4 protein-coding genes are annotated in these 2,462 nt (G+C 57.5%); 1 reads left to right on the forward strand and 3 read right to left on the reverse strand.

Features of this window, described 5'->3' with window-relative positions; translation table 11 throughout:
* Positions 1 to 2 precede the first annotated feature (2 nt).
* Together Q0F21_RS07210 and Q0F21_RS07215 are read right to left on the reverse strand one after the other, a co-directional pair.
* The gene (locus Q0F21_RS07210) at positions 3 to 671 is read right to left on the reverse strand and encodes a murein L,D-transpeptidase catalytic domain family protein (RefSeq protein WP_297238685.1); all 669 of its coding nucleotides are present in this window, start codon (positions 669 to 671) and stop codon (positions 3 to 5) included.
* A gap of 110 nt (positions 672 to 781) precedes the next feature.
* Entirely contained in the window at positions 782 to 1,216 is a 435-nt protein-coding gene (locus tag Q0F21_RS07215) for a hypothetical protein (RefSeq protein WP_155802338.1), read from the reverse strand.
* A 180-nt stretch (positions 1,217 to 1,396) separates the two neighbouring features.
* Here Q0F21_RS07215 and Q0F21_RS07220 point away from each other — a divergent pair, with 180 nt between their 5' ends.
* Positions 1,397 to 1,648: a hypothetical protein gene (locus tag Q0F21_RS07220; RefSeq protein WP_297238688.1), complete on the forward strand. Its 252-nt coding sequence runs from the start codon at positions 1,397 to 1,399 to the stop codon at positions 1,646 to 1,648.
* A gap of 103 nt (positions 1,649 to 1,751) precedes the next feature.
* Here the strand turns inward: Q0F21_RS07220 and msrB are convergent.
* Positions 1,752 to 2,462: peptide-methionine (R)-S-oxide reductase MsrB (msrB, locus tag Q0F21_RS07225; protein WP_297238690.1), on the reverse strand; the 711-nt coding region annotated here is incomplete at its 5' end.

Consider the following 2,462-nt stretch of genomic DNA (forward strand, 5'->3'; position numbering starts at 1 on the left):
GGTCAGGAGCGCTGATCGCTATTCTCCCCGTAGATGTAGAGGACGCTGCCGCCCTTGATGGTATCGATGATCGGGCGATTGAGAGCCGGTGGCAGGGCGGGGCATCCCCAGCTGCGACCGAGCCTCCTCCCGCCACGGCAGACGGACGGGTCGGCGTAGGCGGCACCGTGGATCACGATAGCGCGGGCGAGGGCATTATCATTGATCCCCTTCTCCAGCCCATTGAGCCGAAGCGAGTAGCCGTTCTTACCGGTGTAGGTCCCCTCGGTGAGGTAGAGCCCGAGTGAGCTCTGGTGGCTCTCGGGGCGATTGGAGAAGTGGGTGGCGTAGAGGTCGCCGCTGTTGCGTCCATGGGCGACGAGGGAGTGGAAGAGGAGCTTCCCCTCCACCATGTCCAGTACTAGGAGCCGCTCCTCATTGGACGGCTTCGTGAAGTCGATCAGTGTGAGGACCTCCTTCTTCCGATCCTTGATCCGGCAGTAGCCGTCGTACGCCTCACGGAAGGCCTTCTCTCCGACCCAGGCACTCAGTCCCAGCTCCTCGTAGATCAGCCGACAGCTGTCGACCTGAGGGACAAGGAGTGTGTCCAGAGTGGGTTCTTCTGTTTTCTCCTCATGGTGTACACGAGGAGATCCCGCCATGAGGAGCAGCGCTCCACACAGCAGGACCATAGTCAGTATAGGTATAGTTCTCTCTCCCTTCTTCATCACGGAGACAAAGGTACGACATTCTTCCTCAGGACTGCACTCCGGAGAGCTAATCTATCTTAATCCCCCCTTTATCACTCCCGGCGCTTCAGGGCAAGCATATCGCTCAGGTACTCGTCCAGGATCTTACGGACAGTGTCAGGAGCGTCCTCCACCATCTGCTCCATCCGGGGCGGCATAGAGAGCGTCAGCAGCTGTCCCCGGATCTGTCCCCGAGTCTCATACTCGGGGTCGTCAGGGTGCTCCGTGTCCGAAAACGTATAGTGCTGCCCATCCTCGGTGATGTAGGTAAAGGATCCCTGCCCCTTGTAGTCTCTAAAGATTGACTTGACACTGTACTCATAGTACCCGGTCCCAGGCGTGGTGAAGTGGTAGGTGATATGTCCTTTTGCTCCCTTGTGGTCAAAGGTAGACTTCCACGTCGAGCCGCTCAGATCCTGAGCCTGCATCCCGATCGGCATTGCTCCTATAATAAGAAGTGTGTAGAGGTAATATAATAGTCGCTTCATGATGGTCTTATTGATTGGTAGGTACACTATTGTGATGAGAATAGTGGCTAAAGGTTTGATCATTGGTCGGCTTCGGAGGCGGGTTTTGAGGCGGAGTGTTTGTCTAATTCAAAAATAGGTGTAACTTTGTCCCAGTTTATAGGCAATATTTTACACACTTAAATAGTAGAATTTAGAATTATGAAGAAGATTATCGCTATCAGCGCTGTCGCTGTATGTATGATGATGGGTCTTGCTTCTTGCAACAAGACTGAGAACCAGCAGAACGCCGACCAGGCTAAGGAGCAGATCGACCAGAAGGCTGACGCCATGAAGGAGCAGATCGACCAGAAGGCTGACCAGGCTAAGGAGGTTGTCGATGAGGCAGCTGACAAGGCTGACAGTCTCCAGGCAGCTCAGACCGCTAAGGAGGCAGAGCAGGCTGTTAAGTAATTAGCACCCCCTGTCGTCGGTACATAGACCGACAGTAATACAAAATAGAGAGCCCCGCACAGACCAAGTGTCCGTGCGGGGCTCTCTCTCTCTGGCAGGTAGCTTACCTCCTAAGCAGTGGCAGGTAGTCGCCGTATCCCTCCTTCTCCATCTCCTCCCTGGGGATGAAGCGGAGGGCGGCACCATTGATGCAGTAGCGGAGACCGCCACGCTCCCGGGGGCCGTCCTCAAAGACGTGCCCCAGGTGTGCCTCGCCCAGCTTGCTCCTTACCTCTGTGCGGCGCATGCCGAAGCGGAGGTCGCTCTGCTCCACGAGGAGGCTGTCACTGATCGGACGGCTGAAGGCGGGCCAGCCGCAGCCGCTGTCGTACTTGTCTGAGGAGAGGAAGAGCGGCTCACCCGTGGTGACATCGACGTAGATCCCCTCCCGAAACTCCTTGTCGTACGGATGGCTGAAGGCGCGCTCCGTGCCGCCCTCCTGCGTCACCTCATACTGCAGGTCGGTGAGGCTCTGCTGCAGCTCTTCCTTGCTCTTACGCCGATAGCGGGGCTGATTTGCCTCGCGCGCCTTCCGGAAGAGGGTGGGGGAGATGTGGCAGTAGCCGGAGGGATTCTTCTCCAAGTAATCCTGGTGGTACTCCTCAGCGCGGTAGAAGTTCCGGAGCGGCATCCCCTCCACCGCTATCGGCTTGCTGTACTGAGTGCGGAGCCGGTCCAGTGCGGCGGTCACGACCGGCTCATCGGAGGGGTCGCTGTAGTAGATCCCGGTGCGGTACTGCGTGCCACGGTCGTTGCCCTGACGATTGACCGCCGT

Origin of the sequence: uncultured Porphyromonas sp. (assembly GCF_934359325.1) — a bacterium.
GTDB lineage: Bacteria > Bacteroidota > Bacteroidia > Bacteroidales > Porphyromonadaceae > Porphyromonas_A.